17 protein-coding genes and 1 pseudogene are annotated in these 17480 nt (G+C 48.5%); 6 read left to right on the top strand and 12 right to left on the bottom strand.

Annotated elements, in window-relative coordinates:
• Positions 1 to 56: 56 nt before the first annotated feature.
• Positions 57 to 1463 carry a glucuronate isomerase gene (gene uxaC / locus NG346_RS09925; RefSeq protein WP_262288670.1) on the bottom strand — a complete coding sequence of 469 codons (1407 nt, stop codon included), beginning with the start codon at positions 1461 to 1463 and terminating at the stop codon, positions 57 to 59.
• 140 nt (positions 1464 to 1603) lie between these two features.
• Here uxaC and NG346_RS09920 point away from each other — a divergent pair, with 140 nt between their 5' ends.
• The gene (locus tag NG346_RS09920; RefSeq protein WP_262280134.1) at positions 1604 to 2629 is read left to right on the top strand and encodes an asparaginase; all 1026 of its coding nucleotides are present in this window, start codon (positions 1604 to 1606) and stop codon (positions 2627 to 2629) included.
• A gap of 249 nt (positions 2630 to 2878) precedes the next feature.
• Here the strand turns inward: NG346_RS09920 and NG346_RS09915 are convergent, their stop codons facing one another.
• The 3 genes from NG346_RS09915 to rpmB are packed head-to-tail and all read right to left on the bottom strand — an operon-like array spanning position 2879 to position 3545.
• Positions 2879 to 3037: a DUF4295 domain-containing protein gene (locus NG346_RS09915; protein ID WP_262280133.1), complete on the bottom strand. Its 159-nt coding sequence runs from the start codon at positions 3035 to 3037 to the stop codon at positions 2879 to 2881.
• A gap of 50 nt (positions 3038 to 3087) precedes the next feature.
• Positions 3088 to 3276 carry a 50S ribosomal protein L33 gene (gene rpmG, locus NG346_RS09910; protein WP_154534665.1) on the bottom strand — a complete coding sequence of 63 codons (189 nt, stop codon included), beginning with the start codon at positions 3274 to 3276 and terminating at the stop codon, positions 3088 to 3090.
• 5 nt (positions 3277 to 3281) lie between these two features.
• Entirely contained in the window at positions 3282 to 3545 is a 264-nt protein-coding gene (gene rpmB / locus NG346_RS09905; RefSeq protein WP_154534664.1) for a 50S ribosomal protein L28, read from the bottom strand.
• A 268-nt stretch (positions 3546 to 3813) separates the two neighbouring features.
• Here rpmB and NG346_RS09900 point away from each other — a divergent pair, with 268 nt between their 5' ends.
• Positions 3814 to 4629, top strand: coding sequence for an MBL fold metallo-hydrolase (locus tag NG346_RS09900; protein ID WP_262280132.1), 816 nt, complete (start codon positions 3814 to 3816; stop codon positions 4627 to 4629).
• A 28-nt stretch (positions 4630 to 4657) separates the two neighbouring features.
• Here the strand turns inward: NG346_RS09900 and tamL are convergent, their stop codons facing one another.
• Positions 4658 to 6898, bottom strand: coding sequence for a translocation and assembly module lipoprotein TamL (gene tamL / locus NG346_RS09895; protein WP_262288669.1), 2241 nt, complete (start codon positions 6896 to 6898; stop codon positions 4658 to 4660).
• A 102-nt stretch (positions 6899 to 7000) separates the two neighbouring features.
• Between tamL and NG346_RS09890 the strand changes: the two genes are divergently transcribed.
• The 4 genes and pseudogenes from NG346_RS09890 to NG346_RS09875 all read left to right on the top strand — a co-directional run.
• Positions 7001 to 7762 (top strand): RNA methyltransferase, encoded by a 762-nt coding sequence (locus NG346_RS09890; RefSeq protein WP_262288668.1) that lies wholly within the window; start codon positions 7001 to 7003, stop codon positions 7760 to 7762.
• 22 nt (positions 7763 to 7784) lie between these two features.
• Positions 7785 to 8792 (top strand): hypothetical protein, encoded by a 1008-nt coding sequence (locus tag NG346_RS09885; RefSeq protein WP_262288667.1) that lies wholly within the window; start codon positions 7785 to 7787, stop codon positions 8790 to 8792.
• A 24-nt stretch (positions 8793 to 8816) separates the two neighbouring features.
• On the top strand, positions 8817 to 9893 hold the full coding sequence (hisB, locus tag NG346_RS09880; RefSeq protein WP_262288666.1) for a bifunctional histidinol-phosphatase/imidazoleglycerol-phosphate dehydratase HisB: 1077 nt from the start codon (positions 8817 to 8819) through the stop codon (positions 9891 to 9893).
• Positions 9894 to 10319: 426 nt separating this feature from the next.
• Positions 10320 to 10686, top strand: a pseudogene (locus NG346_RS09875) (transposase); the annotation flags it as partial.
• Positions 10687 to 10879: 193 nt separating this feature from the next.
• Here NG346_RS09875 and sucD read toward each other — a convergent pair.
• The 7 genes from sucD to thiD form a co-directional block, all read right to left on the bottom strand.
• Positions 10880 to 11758 (bottom strand): succinate--CoA ligase subunit alpha, encoded by an 879-nt coding sequence (gene sucD / locus NG346_RS09870; protein WP_262288665.1) that lies wholly within the window; start codon positions 11756 to 11758, stop codon positions 10880 to 10882.
• Positions 11759 to 11777: 19 nt separating this feature from the next.
• Complete coding sequence (gene sucC, locus NG346_RS09865; RefSeq protein WP_262280126.1) at positions 11778 to 12917, bottom strand: ADP-forming succinate--CoA ligase subunit beta; 1140 nt, start codon at positions 12915 to 12917, stop codon at positions 11778 to 11780.
• A 137-nt stretch (positions 12918 to 13054) separates the two neighbouring features.
• Positions 13055 to 13615 carry a thiamine phosphate synthase gene (locus NG346_RS09860; protein WP_262280125.1) on the bottom strand — a complete coding sequence of 187 codons (561 nt, stop codon included), beginning with the start codon at positions 13613 to 13615 and terminating at the stop codon, positions 13055 to 13057.
• Entirely contained in the window at positions 13612 to 14385 is a 774-nt protein-coding gene (locus NG346_RS09855; RefSeq protein ID WP_262280124.1) for a sulfide-dependent adenosine diphosphate thiazole synthase, read from the bottom strand. Before NG346_RS09855 ends, NG346_RS09860 begins: the two co-directional genes overlap by 4 nt.
• Before the next feature lie 18 nt (positions 14386 to 14403).
• Positions 14404 to 15981 carry a phosphomethylpyrimidine synthase ThiC gene (thiC, locus tag NG346_RS09850; protein WP_262288664.1) on the bottom strand — a complete coding sequence of 526 codons (1578 nt, stop codon included), beginning with the start codon at positions 15979 to 15981 and terminating at the stop codon, positions 14404 to 14406.
• Complete coding sequence (locus tag NG346_RS09845) at positions 15978 to 16607, bottom strand: thiamine phosphate synthase (RefSeq protein WP_262288663.1); 630 nt, start codon at positions 16605 to 16607, stop codon at positions 15978 to 15980. The genes thiC and NG346_RS09845 overlap by 4 nt, the downstream gene beginning before the upstream one ends.
• A complete protein-coding gene (gene thiD / locus NG346_RS09840; protein ID WP_262288662.1) occupies positions 16604 to 17428 on the bottom strand; it encodes a bifunctional hydroxymethylpyrimidine kinase/phosphomethylpyrimidine kinase in 825 nt (274 codons plus the stop codon). Before thiD ends, NG346_RS09845 begins: the two co-directional genes overlap by 4 nt.
• Between the last annotated feature and the right edge of the window lie 52 nt (positions 17429 to 17480).

Genomic DNA, 17480 nt, shown 5'->3' with positions numbered 1-17480 from the left:
GGCAAAGGAATTACGCTAAAAAAACAGAGAGCCTTCTACTTCTTGCCAATTCTCGCTTATTCGTAGAAGCGAAAATAGCGCCGGGCATTATAATAAGAAATGTCTTCCACCATACGGGAAAGATCCTCCCGACTATCAGGAAGCAAGCCACGCTCAACATCATTGCCAAGAATATTGCACAACAGACGACGAAAATATTCATGGCGAGGATAACTCAGGAAAGAGCGACTGTCGGTGAGCATACCCACAAAACGGGAGAGCAGCCCCAGCGCAGATAGCGCATTGATCTGCTTGGTCATTCCATCGAGTTGGTCATTAAACCACCAGCCGGAGCCGAACTGGATCTTGCCGGGTTCCGTACCATCTTGAAAATTGCCGAGCATTGTGGCTATCATTTCATTGGCCGAAGGGTTGAGACAATAGAGAATGGTTCGACCGAGCTTATGCTCTGTATTGAGTTCATCCAGGAAGCAACTCAAAGCCTTAGCCGTACTGAACTCTCCAATAGAGTCGAAGCCCGTATCCGGCCCCAGTTGCTCATACATACAAGTATTGTTATTGCGGATAGCCCCATAGTGATACTGCTGTGTCCATCCGGCATCATAGTCCATCTCACCACAGTCTTTCAAGAAAGCATGTTTATACTGATGCACCTCCAGTGCAGAAAGCCGCAAGCCACGTAATGCTTTACTAAAAATTGTTTCGATCTGAGAAGAAGTATACGGCTCACAATAGAACTCCTCTACGCCATGATCAGAGAGCCGGCATCCATTCTCATGAAAGAAATCGTGTCGGCGTTGCAGAGCATCGATAAGATGCTGATAACTGTCAATCTCGATGCCACTTACTTCCGAGAGCAGCTCCATATAGGCCGAGAAATCGGGGTGCTCGATATTCATTGCCTTATCAGGTCGCCAAGCTGGCAACATCTTAATCTCGAAACCACTCTCACGTGTCACTTTATGCCAATGCAGGTCATCAACAGGATCATCGGTGGTGCAGACGCATTCCACATGATAGTGACGCATGAGCCCGCGGGCACTGAACTCGGGTTGTTGAAGCTTTTCGTTACAGATATCATAGATTTCACGGGCCGTAGAGGGCGAAAGCAACTTTTCGATTCCAAAAGCTGTCTTTAATTCAAGATGTGTCCAGTGATACAAAGGATTACGAAAACAATAAGGCACTGTCTCTGCCCATTTCTCAAACTTTTCCCAATCGGAAGTATCTGTACCTGTGCAATAGCGCTCATCAACGCCATTGCTACGCATAGCTCTCCACTTATAATGGTCTCCACCCAACCAAAGTTCTGTGATGCTTCGAAAATGATAGTCTTCTGCCACCATCTTAGGGTCGAGATGGCAATGATAATCAATGATTGGCAGCTTCGCAGCATGATTATGATACAAGTCTTTAGCCACATCAGACTCTAAGAGGAAGTCCTCATCCATGAATTTCTTCATATTTGATTCTATTTTTAACGGATTGACTAATAATTGTAAGTGGTAGACCGATTACCTAAAGTCACAAGCGCAAATATACAGTATTTATTTGGAATATCGACAAAATTAAATTACTTTTGCAGAAAAAACTAAGAATAGCGATGAACAAGGTACTGCTTATCTACACAGGAGGCACAATCGGTATGGGACAAAATCCTCAGACAGGCGCATTGGAGCCACTGGATTTCAACCATCTCGTTGAGTCTATGCCGGAGTTTCAACTGATCAGAGCCGACATTGACGTCTACCAGTTCACGCCTCCTATCGACTCCAGCGAGATGTCGCCCACACAATGGGCCCAACTCGTGAGGATCATCAACCGAAACTATGACGACTACGACGGTTTCGTAGTACTACACGGTACGGACACAATGGCATACACAGCCTCGGCTCTCTCTTTTATGCTTGAAGGACTGACAAAGCCCGTGATCCTTACCGGATCACAACTGCCCATTGGTCAGTTAAGAACCGACGGTAAGGAAAACCTTGTGACAAGTATAGAACTTGCCGCATTGAAGGATGAATACGGACACGCACGCGTGCCGGAGGTATGTATATACTTTAGCGGTGTTCTGCTTCGAGGCAACCGGTCAACAAAGATCAATGCAGACGGTTTCAACGCCTTCGACTCCTTTAACTATCCTCACCTGTGTGAGGCAGGAGTAAACTTTTCGTTTCATGATCACCATATATTAAAACCAGACTTCAGCAAGCGGATGCAAGCCCACCTGGCCATGGACACCAATGTGGTTGTCTTCAGTCTTTTCCCCGGCATTCAAGAGGGGATCCTTAGACAAGTGCTGCAACTGCAAAGTCTCAGAGGTATCGTCATGCGCAGTTTTGGCAGTGGCAACGCAATGAAAAGTCCATGGCTCATGCACCTGCTCAAAGAAGCGACCCTAAAGGGAATCGTCATTGTGAATATCAGCCAATGTGTAGCCGGCACCGTGGAGATGAGCCGATACGACACCGGATACCAACTCAAAGACATTGGTGTCATCTCTGGTCACGACTCTACCGTAGAAGCAGCTGTCACCAAACTCATGTATCTACAAGCTCAACACAACGATCCAAATACCATCCGCAACTTGATGGCAAGAAGCATTGCCGGTGAGATCACTACATAAGCCACCAGTAGACAAACAAAAAAATGCGAGCAAAGAAAAACCTGCTCCACAGAAATAGCTTATCAAGAATAGTAAAATAGAGAAATCCATATTTTTCTACAATGCTGCTTGATAAGCTATTTTTTTGTTGCACCCAAAGCCTATACTATATTTAATTTAAAAAGTCTCATAAATAAAAAAACAAGAGGTTGAACCAAGAAAAAGTCCAACCTCTTGTAACATTTATCTTTAAAGTATCAAAATCCGAGATTACTTCTTAAAGAAATCCTTGACGGCCTCATTGGGAACCATCTGCTCATCGAAGATGTAAGCACCTGTCTTAGGGCTCTTTACCATCTTAATAACCTTTGAATATGCGCGACCATCCGAAGAACCTTCATGGAGGGTAGCGACCGCTTTCTTTGCCATAGTCTATATTATCTTTTAACTATTAACGTAAAACGAGAACTCTGGTGAGATTACTTGATCTCCTTGTGAAGTGTCATCTTTTTCAAGATGGGATTGTACTTCATAAGCTCCAGACGCTCGGGAGTATTCTTGCGGTTCTTTGTCGTAACGTAACGGCTAGTGCCTGGCAGGCCAGAGTTTTTCATCTCTGTGCATTCCAGAATCACCTGAACTCTATTTCCTTTCGACTTCTTTGCCATGATGATTATTCTCCTAATACTTTAATGTCCTTCCAATCGCAGTAGCCCTTAGAGACTGCCTGCTTCAGAGCTGCGTCCAGTCCAACCTTATTGATAAGACGAAGACCAGCGGCACTAATCTTGAGCGAAATCCAGCAGTTCTCCTCTACATAGAAGAACTTCTTGCTGAAGAGATTAACGTCAAAGCTGCGTTTTGTGTGGTGCTTTGAGTGAGACACATTGCAACCTCTCTGTGCCTTCTTGCCTGTAATCTGACAAATCTTAGACATCGCTATTCTTTGTTTTTGATTCGATTTTTGATACTTATTCCAAACAGAGTGCAAAGTTAGCAATCTTTTTTCTGATTAGCAAATAATTAGCGGGCTAATCTTGACTATTAACTATTTTTTTGTTTTTACGATTCGATGTTCTCTTTCCTTTTTCTTGGTTCAAACAAAGACCAAAGAACAGACTTTTTTACGCCATTAAGTTTTTTTGCATTGCAAATAGAGTGATTATTGAAGAGAAATATTTATCTTTGTAGAAAATTATAACACAATGCTGCATTTTATCTCATTCGGCAGCGGCAGCAGCGGCAACTGCAGCCTGATATACAACGAGAAAGAAGGGTTGCTCATTGACGCTGGCATCGGTGTCCGTATTTTGAAAAAACACTTGAAAAACTACGGCCTAAACATTTCCAATATTAGGTCTATACTGGTCACACATGATCATGCCGATCACGTGAAGTCAGTAGGTAGTGTAAGCAAGGATTATCACATCCCTGTATATGCCACGCGCAAAGTGCACGAAGGCATAGAGGAGAACTGGTGTGTGAGGACCAAGGTGCCCCAAGATATGTCATTTGTTGTCGAGAAAGGACAGCCTTTTCATATAGGCGAATTTACGATCACTGCTTTCGGGGTGCCACACGACAGTAAGGAAAATGTCGGTTACTGCATTGAGGCAGAAGGCATCACATTCGTATTGATGACGGATATCGGGCATTTCACAGACGAAATGCTGGAATATGTCGGACACGCCAATTATCTTGTCATAGAGGCAGACTATGAGAAGGCCATGCTCGAAGCAGGGCCCTACCCCGTAGAACTGAAGCGAAGAATACAGAGCTCGCTCGGACATACGAGCAATTTTGATTGCGGGCAAGTGCTTGCCCACTATGCCACGCCGGCACTCAGAGGAGTATGGCTCTGTCATCTGAGCGACACCAACAACCAACCGGAGTTGGCCGAAAAAACGGTCAAGCAAGTGCTTAGAGCCAGCGGCATTGTTGCCAGCAATGACCCAGGAGCAGACTTCACACTGAATGCGCTCCACAGAAAACTGCCCACAGGCGTATTTGACCTGAAATAGCGAAAACTCTCCTTATAATATATGTCTTTTAGAATGGCATACCCACTGCGAAGTGGAATGTAAAGTCACGAGAAAACTTCGGATGGAAAATCGCCCAATGCTCTTGCTGAGTGGTCCAAGCCGGATTAATGGCTTTCATGCCCCCATCGAAGCGTAGTATGAAATAGCCAAAGTTGATGCGCAAGCCTAATCCATAAGAGACAGCAATCTGCTTATAGAATTCATCGAAACGGAACTGTCCTCCTGGCTGATCAGCATAGTTGCGAAGCGTCCAAATGTTACCGGCGTCTATAAAGGCAGCACCATTGAATTTCCAAAAGAGGAAGGTACGATACTCTGCGCTAAGGTCCAATTTCATGTCACCCGTCTGGTTGATGAAGTCAATGCGGCCGTCTTTGCCCCGATAACTACCCGGACCGAGTTCTCGCACCGACCATCCTCTCACGCTGTTGGCTCCTCCGGAGAAATAGCGTTTCTCAAAAGGCAGCACAGTGCTGTTGGCATAAGGGTATGCCATACCAAACGCAGCATGAAAAGCCAGCATATTGCGAGTATCGAATTGTTGGATACGTGTATAATCAAAATCAAATTTCAGATACTGGGCATAAGGTATATGATTGAAAAGCGTATACTGCCCATTCTCATTCTTCTTCAGGCCCATCAAAGGGGAGAGTGCCCTCAGCAATCCCCCACCCGACTCAAAATTCATCTTCAACGCATTGACACCATTGTTATAACTAAATCCCACTCCCATTCTTAGGATAAAGAGATTCTCATAGTTATAGCGTAGAATAGCGTTTCGATTAGAGACATCGTCGAGATAGTCTTCCTTAAAAGTAGCGCTAATCCATGGCATGTAGACATAGTTCAGATCCAAAAGATCGAAGCGGTAGCGAGTATTGTGCCCCGGATCAGCCCAGCGATAGCGCCACCCCGCAGACAAGACACGACGATGGAACTCTGGTCGATTTTGCATGTCCCAGGCTAAAGACAACTCCGAAGTGGCATTGCTCTGACGGCGAAAGCTACGAGAGAGAAAAGGTGCCAAGAACTCCGGAAACTGAAGTTTCGCCTGCACACCATATTCTATATAATCTTCATCGTTGTAGCCCTCCAGCCCCGTAATCGCCTCGAAAGCACCACGCAACTGCACGCTCAACAATTCTGATCCACGTAGCAAGTTTCTATTCTCATAGATGAGTGACGCAGCTGCGCCCAAGTCACCCGCCGTGTTGGTACCTTCTGGCTGGAATGCAATTGTAGACCTTTTGTTCATACTCAACTGGATATGACAATCCAAAAGATTCGAGTCCGGAACCTCGCTGAACAGAATATTGGTATACTTCACCGCCTGAAGCTTGCTGAAATTTGAATAGGTCTTCTGCAGATCTGTGTTACTAAAAGGTCGACCGGCAGTAATCGCCGTATTGTTTTCCAACACATTCCTCCGAAGTTGAACTTTGCCTAAAGAGCCATCAGAATACCGCACTGAACGGATAACAAACCTGGGATGGTCTGTTGGACGAGCATCACTATTGGCCTGATACTTCTTGAGATGAAGCACAATACCTACCGAGCGACTGTCGGAAGAGGAATCTGCAGTAAAAGATATAAAGTCCTTGTGAAACTTGTAATAGCCGACATTCTGAAGCAACGCTGTCAGCCGGTCACGCTCTGCCTCCAATGCTTTAATTGAGAATGGAGATCCTTCGCGAAGAGCAGAAGTAGACTTTCTATGCTGATGACGGGACATGCTATCCTCGCCACCCAACAATTGTCGAATAGCCGGGTCCTGAATGTCGTATGTGATATGCCCAAAACGATACTGGGCCCGCGGATGAAGCATATAGACCGCTTTGAGCGAATGCCCTTTAACAACCGTATCTAAAGTGACACCAGCATGAAGGTAGCCTTGGTTGACCATGGCCTGTCGTAAATCATCCATCGTCTGCCGCGCCGTAAGCGTGTCAAATACCACAGGACGCTCACCAATACGCTTGAGAGTGCGGTTGATCCATTTCGTACTGTCCTTACCGGCAAGCGTATAAGTGCCCATTGGTATCTTGAAGAGCGAAAACCACTTTGAGTTGGCTTTCTGACGAATATAAGGAAAGAGCTGTGAGGCATCAAACGATTTCTCATCAGATTCTATCTCCACAGAGGTGAGCAGATAACTTCCCTGTGGCACATACTTGGAAGTGCTACATGCCGAGACCAGACATAACGTGAGGACAAGGAAAACGTAGAAATATGTAACTTTTGATTTCAACTGCTATATTTTTGGTACAAAGGTAATGTATTTTGTTGACAGATTACATAAAAATAACACATTATTTTTATCGGTTACAACATTAATCACTAACTTTGCAATATGATAAGCAAGGCAAAAATAAAATTTGTTCATACACTCGAACAGAAGAAGGCACGCATACGCGAGCAGCTCTTTGTCGCCGAAGGACCCAAGGTCGTCGGTGACCTGATGGTACGTTTTCAGCCCAAGATGCTTTTCCACACGGCAGACTGGCACACTCCTCTTGGGGGAGCCACCGGTGCGGAGACCGACGAAACCGTCAGCGAGGAAGAGCTAAAGAAGCTCTCATTCTTGCAGCATCCACAGCAAGTACTCGCCGTCTTCCCCCTACCCCACACAGAAGCCACCGATACAAAGCTACCAAGTCAGCAGCTATGCCTTGCCCTTGACGGGGTACAAGATCCCGGCAATGTGGGAACAATCATCCGAGTAGCCGACTGGTTTGGCATCACACAGATCTATTGTTCTCATGAGACTGCTGATGTTTACAACCCCAAGGTGGTACAAGCCACGATGGGCAGTCTCGCAAGGGTGGACATACACTACACCGATTTAGCATCACTCATCGACCATCTTCCCAATGATTGTCCGGTCTATGGTACTCTGCTTGACGGAAACAATCTGTATCAGCAGAAGTTGAGTGATCATGGCCTGATAGTCATGGGTAATGAAGGAAAGGGACTGACGGCAGAAGTCAGACAACGCGTCAACAACAGACTGCTGATCCCTAACTATCCTAAAGGCAGAGACACGGCAGAGAGCCTGAACGTAGCAATCGCCACTGCCATCGTGTGCGCAGAGTTTAGAAGAAGAATAGAATAAACAGTATAAACGGACTGAAATCATGAATACAGAACATATTGAGAATGAACTTTATAAAGTTAGGAGTGTCAGAGCCTGCATCAAGTCGGCCACTGACATGATGATCAGCAATCCACTAACTATTCTTCGCCGTACTTGGCTGCCAACGTTGGTGCTAAGTATTGTCGCGGGCTTCAGCATCTTGTTGCCTTCCCTCTTTGAGTCACAGCAACCAGCAACAACAGGAACGACCGCAGTAAATACACCTCTTCTGATTCTCAGTGCCATCTTGTTTATCGCTTACATCGCCATTGCATCGTGGTGGGAATCCTCGGTAATCAGTCTTCTGACAGGACGCAAGGTGAAAGACAATATCCGACGCATACTCTACTTGCTGTTGGCAGTGATCGGACTATATATCATCGTGGGCGTTGCCATCTCTGTAGGCTATATGTTGCCTATGTTTGGCGGCAAAGCTACCTTGGGCCATCCTACTATCATCTCACCTTTGGTAGCAGGCATCGTATTTGTCTTAGCCCTCATCTTTACCCTGCCCATCAGCTATTCTTCCATGAAATATCTCGTGGAGCCTCAACAAAAAGTGTTGAGCATTTTTGGCAAACCATATATAACGGGATTGCATCGCTGGGGCTTCCTCTTCTTGGCTACCCTTCTCGGAGGTATCATCATCAGCATTCTCTTCGTCATCACCGGTATTCCCGAGATCATCCTCGAGACTGCTAAACAATCCAATGACATTGGAATGGCAATGGGCGACAGCAACGGGCTGACTGCCTCTTTCACGGTACTTCAGCTCTTCGTTACTATCCTGTGCTACTTCATTTGGTGTTATATCTATTGCTGGATGAACTTTGTCTATTACTATGTCTATGGCAGTATCGAAGCTAAAGAGAAAGCAAAAAAGGATATTGTCAATGTAGCCACAGATAATAGTGCAAACAATAATGACTTTGATGCCCTGGATAAGCGCTTAAAACTGGGAACAGAACAAGTATCAGACAGCAGACTCAACATTGAAGACATACAATAAGAATCATATTTATTAAAAGGAGAGATGGAAAAACAACGCATTCTTTTTATCGACCGGGACGGAACACTTATCGAAGAACCCGCTGACGAGCAGATCGACTCTTTTGAGAAGTTGCGCTTCGTTCCCGGCGTATTCAGCAATCTGGGATATATCCACAAACGCATGGGATTCCGCTTTGTGATGGTCACCAATCAAGACGGATTGGGCACGTCGTCGTTTCCCGAGGAGACATTTTGGCCTGTACACCGACTGATGCTTCAAGCATTGGAGAGCGAAGGCATCACCTTCGACGATCAACTCATCGACCGGCACTTCCCGGAAGACAACTCACCGGAGCGCAAGCCCGGTACTGCCATGCTGAAGAAATACACCGACAATCCGGCTTACGACATCGCGGGAAGCTATGTCATCGGCGATAGAGAGAGTGACGAACAGTTAGCCAAGAATCTGGGATGCAAAGCTATCATCCTTGGACGCGACGGTATGACTTGGGAAAAAGCAGCCGAACTGTTGATTGCCGGAGAACGCACGGCAGAGGTAAGACGTACTACCAAGGAGACAGACATTCTCGTTCGCGTCAACCTCGACGGATCGGGCAAAACAGATATTGACACTGGACTTGGCTTCTTTGACCACATGCTGGAGCAAATCGGCAAGCACGGCATGATAGACCTCACCGTACACACCAAAGGAGATCTCTGGGTCGATGAGCACCACACCATTGAGGACACTGGCATTGCTCTGGGAGAGTGCATCCTCAAAGCCTTGGGTGACAAGCGCGGCATCGAGCGCTATGGATTCTGCCTGCCAATGGACGATTGTTTGTGCCAGGTGGCTATCGACTTTGGCGGACGCCCTTGGCTCGTTTGGGACGCTGAGTTCCACAGAGAAAAGATCGGTGAGATGCCAACGGAAATGTTCATGCACTTCTTTAAAAGCTTCAGCGACGCTGCACGCATCAACCTCAACATTAAAGCGGAGGGTGAGAACGAGCACCATAAGATAGAAGGTATTTTTAAAGCACTGGCGCGTAGCTTGAAAATGGCGGTAAGAAGAGATATACACCACTTGGTGCTGCCTTCTACAAAAGGCACACTATAACACGTTTATAAATCAAATAAGGGGGTGTATCAAAATTCTGGTTCAACCTCTTTTTCGTATTATTTTTTAAAACAAAGCCTCGACTTTCACAAGCCGGGGCTTTGTCATATCACAAAAATTTAGTATCTTTGTGGTATAAACGAATTACATGGCAAAAGTACACTTTCGGGATTACAATCCCAAACAAATTATCCTTTTTCCTCAACGTCTTGACAAAGATATTGCAACAAACGTTTATACAGAAATTTAGCAAGATTTTCAACGCTTGTTTTTACTGCCTTACAAATGATGGTTCGCTGCGTAGATTTTAATCATTCCCTACGTAACGAACGATCTTTTTCTATAGCGTTACAACATTGGGAACATAGCTTCGACCCCGCAAGAACATAGCTTTGACCCCGCAAGAATGCAGCTTCAAACCCAATCAAGGGCAACAGGATCATCGAGGTCAACCACCGTCTTGCCAAATACAGAAAGCAGGCCGCGGAAAGACTTACTTCGGAAGAAGGAATAAAATATAGGGGGAAAAGATGCATAGAGCCAGAGGCCTCTTCGGACAGATGAAGTACGACATGAACTACAAACGCTTCAGGCACTTCGATATGGACAAGTCAAGATGGACTTTGCCTTCTTTGCGATTGCTTTCAACATAAAGAAAATGTGCTCGAAAATCAACAAAAAAGGCAAGGGAAAGCCTTTTGGAGCCGCTAATACGGCCTATTTCTTCCTCCTTGCGGTCCTGACGACTCTAAAAACAGCGAAAAATGGAATTTTAACTAAAAAGTCGGCCTAATCCTAATTTTACGACTATCATTGTAAAAGAAAAGAGGATGCACCATAAAACTTAATTATGATACACCCTCTTATTTTATATATAGAGGACCAAGGATCTGGCTTGAAGCCCATTTCTGCTTTACACTGTTGAATAGATACCAAGTCATATCGTTACGACTCAGACTTCCATCTTCAACAGCAGCCTTTCTACTTTACTTTGCTTTCTCCATCAGCTTTTTCAAGAGGCCGGGAATCTCGCAGCTCTCCATAGCCACCGGCACGCCGGCAGCCTCGAAAGCCGCAATCTTGTCAGCGGCAGAACCTGAACTGCTGGAGATGATAGCTCCGGCATGCCCCATCTGCTTGCCCGGAGGAGCTGTGCGGCCATCGATGAAAGCAACGACAGGCTTGGTGATATGCTCCTTGATATAGGCAGCAGCATGCTCCTCAGCATCACCACCAATTTCGCCTATCAAGGCAATGGAGTCGGTATCAGGATCATCTTGGAACATCTGCAACAAATCCTCGAAGTAAAGACCTACCACAGGATCACCGCCGACGCCTATTGCAGTACTCTGTCCCATACCAGCCTTTGTGAGGTTATCAACGACTTCATAGGTCAGCGTACCCGAACGGCTGATAACACCCGTATGTCCTTTCTTGAAGATATTGGATGGCATAATACCCACCATGCTCAGTTCTGGAGAAATCAATCCCGGGCAGTTCGGGCCGATCAGATGAGCACCTTTCACCTGGATATAGCGCTGGGCAATGACAGCATCCACTACGGGGATACCCTCCGTAATGCAAATGATGAGTTTGATGCCGGCATCAGCTGCCTCCAGCATAGCATCCTTGGCAAAGGGAGCCGGAACAAAGATGATCGACGTGTTGGCCTTCGTAGCCTCTACGGCCTCGCGAACTGTGTTGAACACCGGAATGCCATCCACCTCCTGTCCACCCTTTCCGGGTGAGGTGCCGCCTACAACGTTTGTTCCGTATTCTTTCATCTTGGCAGCATGGAAACTGCCGTCGCGGCCTGTGATGCCCTGAACAATCAGGCGCGTATCTTTATTGATCAAAATACTCATGGTAATCGCTTTTAAAAGATTAAAGATTGTTCATTGCCTCCACAGCCTTGTGGCCTGCATCGGCCATGGTCGTTGCCACAATGAAATGAGAATTCTGCAACAGACGACGTCCCTCCTCGGCATTGGTACCTGTCAGACGGATGACGATCGGCATGTCGGTCTTGATACTCTTGAAAGCCTCTAAGAGTCCTTTCGCCACATCGTCGCATCGGGTGATGCCTCCGAAGATGTTGATCAGAATCACTTTTACGTGCTGATCGCTCATCAACAGATTCATAGCATCTACAATCTTCTCAGGGTTAGAACTGCCACCGATGTCCAGAAAGTTGGCAGGATTGCCGCCATAGAGCTTGATCATGTCCATAGTAGCCATAGCCAATCCGGCACCGTTGACCATGCAACCGATATTACCTCCCAAGTTGACATAGCTGAAACCCTTGGACTTAGCATAGAGCTCTTTCTTCTCATCTTCCGTAGGCTCATTAAGTTCAGCCACATCAGAATGACGGTAAAGCGCATTATTGTCGAAAGTCATCTTGGCATCGATAGCTTTCAGTTGTCCCTCCTTTGTCAATACGAGTGGATTGATCTCTGCCAAAGAAGCGTCTTTCTCAATAAAGAGGCGATAGAGATTCTTGAAAAGTGGTATGGCCTGCTTCACCACAGCCTTATCATCAAACAATTTGTAAGCGGCAGCGCGAGCCTGGAAATCAGCCATACCGATAAGCGGATCGATCACGATCTTCTCGATCTTCTCTGGTGTTTCCTTGGCAACCTGCTCGATATCCATACCTCCGGCACGAGACAGCATCATCAAAGGAGACTTGCTCTTACGGTCGATCAGGATGCTGACGTAATACTCTTTGTCTATGTTCACAGCCTCTGTGACGAGCACACGGTCAACAACGTATCCCTTGATGGTCATCCCAAGGATGTCGGATGACACCTTGCGCACCTCTTCTTCCGAAGCTGCGAGCTTCACGCCACCGGCCTTTCCGCGCCCACCAGTGTGTACTTGCGCCTTAACTACAACTCTCCCGGAGCCTAATTGATGATAAGCGTCAACACATTCATCAACGCTACGGCACAAAATAGGACTGTCTACGGGCAAACCATACTGAGCAAAGAACTCCTTTGCCTGATATTCGTGTACCTTCATAATATATTAGTTAATGAATTAACAGGTCACAAAATTAGTGAATTCCTTGAAAAGCACAAAATTATCAACCACTTTTTTTCCAATTAAACATAAACAGAGCTAATATTGTAGAAAATATTAATTTCTTATACACATCATCAACGCTTCCATACAGCTCCAAGCATGGCCGCTCCTCCGAAGTGGAGGCTTTGCAGTAGGGGCAGACGATCCTTTGTGACACCTCCGAGAGCCACCACCTTTGAGTCGATGATGTCTTCTGCAGCAGCCTTCTGAAGTTCCGCAAGCGAGAACTGAGAGCGATAGCCCTGTTTAGAAATACTGTCGAAGACTGGACTCAGAAACACATAGTCCATCTTCGGCTTGCGCAGCTCCACTTCATTGAGCGAATGACATGAGCACGACAAACTCAGCCCGGCACTCGTGGCGCAGTCCGGGACCGTGGGATTACGGCGGTTGAGATGCAGCCCTCCCACACGATACTCCTCACACAGCTCATGATGGTCGTGGAGGACGAGACGAGGATAGCACCAGGTTGGTATCGTGTTGAGAAGACGGCGCAAGTCGTCGGCCGAAGCCTCTGGCTTGCGCACATGCACCCGCCAAAAGCCACCCTCAGAGAGCAGGGCGGCAATGCGCTCACCCTCGCCCGGCAAGAAACGGGGCGAGGTGATGGCAATAAGGCGTAGAGAGGTCGTCATCCTTTCAGACGGGCAATGAGCTGTTCGGCTACCTTCTTACCCGACATGAGCATGCCACCGAAGATAGGTCCCATGCGTGGTGTACCCGACACGGCTGAGGAAGCCATGCCACAGACATACAGCCCCGGATAGATTTCTTTGGTACCGGCTACCACCTCACGCTCACCCTCGATCACATCCAGTGAGCGCTCGCCGGCGACTGCACCCGTGGGAGTGTCGAGTCGAATGCCGTTCTTACGGGCTACCACTTTGCTGATCTCGCTGTCGTGTCCCGTGCCGTCGATGACATATTTCGCCAATACATTGAGCGGGTCTACGTGCAGTCCTTCGCGCAGCACTGGTGTCCAGTTGACCACCACGCCGCTGACGCGGTTGTCCTTGAAGATGACATCCTCCACAGAATAGCAGTTGAAGAGAGTTGCTCCGGCATGGACAGCATGGTAGAGCAGCGAAGAGGTGCTCTCAATGGAATCGACAGTGAACAAATTCTCTTCAAACGGCTCATAGCGTATATCGAATTCGCGGATGATGTCCATGGCCTCTTGCTGGATGACCACTTGGTTGAACATCATAGCGCCGCCCCACATGCCACCGCCCGGCGAGAGCTTGCGGTCGAAGAGTGCCACACGCAGTCCTGCCTTGGCAAGATAGTAAGCGGCGACAATGCCGGAAGGACCACCACCCACGATGGCTACATCGAGTTGAAGATTCTTTTCCAGTTTGTTGAAATAGGTCTGAATGATACCTTTTGAAATTTCTGTCTCAATCATAATGGTTGATTTTTTTGGTTATTTAGTGAATGTTTCTTCACAAAGTGTATGACTGATGCGAGCCGCACAAAAGTTGGGACCGCACATGGTGCAGAAGCGTCCCTGCTGCGGGTTGGCAGCCTGGTAAATAGCCTGTGATCGTTCGGGGTCGAGGCTCAGGCTGAACTGGTCGATCCAGCGGAAATCGTAGCGAGCCTTGGACAGCGCATTGTCGCGTACCATGGCTCCGGGGTGACCTTTGGCAATGTCGGCAGCGTGGGCTGCAATCTTGTAAGCGATGATGCCGTCGCGCACATCCTGCAAGTCGGGCAATGCGAGATGCTCCTTGGGCGTGACATAGCAGAGCATCGATGTGCCAGCCCAACCGATGAGAGCGGCACCAATGGCACTGGTGATATGGTCGTAGCCCGGCGCAATGTCGGTCACCAGAGGGCCAAGGGTGTAGAAAGGAGCATGGTGACACTTCTCCTGTTCACGCTCCACGTTTTCCCGAATCTTTTGAAGAGGTACATGTCCCGGCCCCTCGATAAACACCTGCACGTCCTTGTCCCATGCCCGCTGCACCAGTTCACCCATGGTGTCGAGTTCCGCAAACTGCGCCCGGTCATTGGCATCGTGGATGGAGCCCGGCCGCAAACCATCGCCGAGGGAGATGGCGACATCGTACCGTCGGCAGATGTCGCAGATGTCGTCGAAATGGGTATAGAGAAAACTCTCCTGCTGATGCATGGAGCACCACGACGAGATGATGCTGCCTCCTCGGCTGACCATGCCCGTGAGCCTGTCGAGCGCGTAGTGCACGTTTTTCAAGCGTATGCCGCAATGGATGGTGAAATAGTCTACGCCCTGCTCACACTGCTCGATGAGCGTATCGCGGTAGACATCCCAAGAAAGGTCGGCAATCTTCTCGTTCACCTTTTCGAAAGCCTGATAGAGCGGCACAGTGCCCACCGGCACCGGACAGTTGCGCAGGATATGCTCACGCGTTTCGTGGATATGGCTACCTGTGGAGAGATCCATCAGCGTATCGCCACCCCATTTACAGTTCCACACAGCTTTCTCCACCTCTTCTTCGAGGTTGGACGAGAGTGCCGAGTTGCCGATGTTGGTGTTGATTTTTACCAGGAAGCGGTCACCGATAATCATAGGTTCCGCCTCGGGATGACGGTGATTACAGGGAATGACCGCCCTGCCGGCAGCCACCTCCTCGCGCACAAACTCCGGGGTGATATAGGAGCTTATGCCCAGCGCCTCGTTGTTCATGTTCTCACGAATGGCAACATACTCCATCTCGGGAGTGACAATGCCATGGCGGGCATAGTAGCGCTGAGTGCCTTTGCGTTCGGGCATCCACGTCTCGCGCAGTCTGGGCAGACCTCGCTCCAAATCGATGTCGACGTCAGGATCACTGTAAGGGCCGCTGGTATCGTAGATGAATACAGGAGCATTGTCGTGACGCGTTTCCTTGCCGTCGGTCACAGTTACGGTTGGCATGAGGCTAACGCGTCGCATGCCTACCCGAAGGAAGGGATAGCGCTTGCCTTGAAGATAAATTTTCTCGGAATGTGGATAATGAATTTTGATATTCTGGTTCATAGTGTTGGGTTAATCGTTTTGCAAATCTTGTGCATCTCTTCTACGGGGTTGGCGGCTCGGACAATGCATCCGCTCATTGCCACGCCGTCAACGCCCGTAGACAGGATAACGGGGATGTCGTCACGCGTGATGCCCCCGATAGCTATGAGAGGCAGCCGGACTGACAACTTTTTCCGTGCAGCCACGAGATGCCGATAGCCGTCGAGACCAAGCAGGGGCGCGAGATGTTCCTTGGTGGTGGTGAAGCGAAACGGGCCGCATCCTGCATAGTCGGCGCCCTCGTCAACAGCCCTGCACAGATCCTCCACCGTGTTGACAGTAGCTCCGATGATGGCGTGTGGCCCAAGGAGCTTCCGAGCTTCGGCCACGGGCATGTCACGGCGACCAAGATGCACTCCGTCGGCACCGATGAGCGGGCAGAGAGCTACACGGTCGTCGAGGATGAGAGTGGCATGTTGATGGTGACAAAGGCGTACGGCTTCCCTGCCGACGCTCAACACCTCGTCGTCAGTGGCTCCCTTCATACGCAGCTGTATCCAGCGGCAACCACCCTGAAGAGCCATCCTCACCTCGTCAAGGTCGGTGTAGCGGTCGGTGGCATGTGTGATAAATTGCAGATGCTTCATGGCTGGATGATAAGTTTTTGTGGGTGAAAAAAATGGTTGAGCGGGCCGTGACCATGGCCTGTCGTCACCTCAGCCCCTGCCTTGATCGCTTGGCTCAGGTATCGTTTACCCTTGTCCACAGCGCAGACAAGGTCCAGTCCCCTTGCGAGATAAGCCGTGATGGCGGCGGAGAGCGTACATCCTGTACCATGCGTGTTGGACGTGGTAATGGTCTGAGCACTAAAGGACTTGACCATACCTGTCTGTGTGAAGAGCCAGTCTGTCTTTGTCTTGCCGTCGACATGTCCGCCCTTGATGAGAACAGCTTGGCAGCCCATGTCAAGAATGTGGCGTGCCGCCATGTGGATGTCACCGGTAGACCGGATGTTCATGCCAGCCAAAGTTTCTGCTTCAGGAAGATTAGGGGTGAGCAGGCTGGCAAGCGGGATGAGCCGGTCGACAAGCATCTGCAGCGTACCTTGCCGCATGAGTGAGTCGCCAGAGGTGGCCACGATGATAGGGTCCACGACAAGAGGCACGCGGGGATAGGACGAGAGGATGTCCGCAATGGCAGCGACCACTTCGGCATTGCCGAGCATACCCGTCTTGATGGCAGAAGGACGTATGTCGCACATGACGGCGCGCAATTGTCGCGCCACCAAATCTGCGGACATATCCTCCACACTGCGCACCCCTGTAGTGTCTTGGGCGGTGACGGCGGTGACTACGCTACAAGCATAGCACCCTAAGGCCGACATCGTCTTGATATCAGCTTGCAGCCCGGCTCCTCCACAGCTGTCAGAGCCTGCTATCGTTAATGTAGAAACGTATTTACTGCACATCTTAACTGTACCTCACTCTGATTTTCTTCTATCTAACTATACGATCAGAGAG

Origin of the sequence: Hallella absiana, from assembly GCF_025457485.1 — a bacterium.
Lineage (GTDB): Bacteria > Bacteroidota > Bacteroidia > Bacteroidales > Bacteroidaceae > Prevotella > Prevotella absiana.
Note: the sequence above shows the minus strand (reverse complement) of the source record. Positions and strands in the feature narration are given on the sequence as shown.